The sequence below is a fragment of the Pseudoalteromonas sp. SIMBA_162 genome (assembly GCF_046535955.1).
GTDB lineage: Bacteria > Pseudomonadota > Gammaproteobacteria > Enterobacterales > Alteromonadaceae > Pseudoalteromonas > Pseudoalteromonas marina.
This window is the reverse complement of record NZ_JAWJBQ010000112.1, coordinates 1-389: the sequence shown is the minus strand read 5'-3', so window position 1 is coordinate 389 and position 389 is coordinate 1. Positions and strand designations below refer to the sequence as shown.

Below are 389 nucleotides of genomic sequence, written 5' to 3'. Positions count from 1 at the left end.
CAGACCGAAGACACCATCGAGGCCACCATCGAGCGTTATCGGGAGCAGTTCACGGAACTCGACATCCTGGTGGCCAACCTGACATCCACCAGTGACTACCTGACCAGTCAGCTGGAAACGCTGGAAAATAGCTGGGACATGACGGGCTGATCGGTGGCTGATGCTCTGAGACACTGGTCACTGACTCAGGTCTAGGCCATCAGCCATGCGCTTGCGAGATTCGATGCGTCCGGCAATGCCCGCTGTCGAGACGGCATGCCGACGACGGCTCCATATCTGACAGAGATACTGACAAACGCCATGAACAAGGGAACCCAATCACCATGAGTCGCTATCGTGGCGCCAATGCCTATGCCCGTGTCGGTGTGGAATCCGGTGTGCTTTCCGCC

Annotated in this window: 1 protein-coding gene; it reads right to left on the bottom strand. The window is 57.6% G+C overall.

Features of this window, described 5'->3' with window-relative positions:
- Window positions 1–191: 191 nt before the first annotated feature.
- Window positions 192–389: hypothetical protein (locus R0J88_RS18955; RefSeq protein ID WP_410900721.1), on the bottom strand; the 198-nt coding region annotated here is incomplete at its 5' end.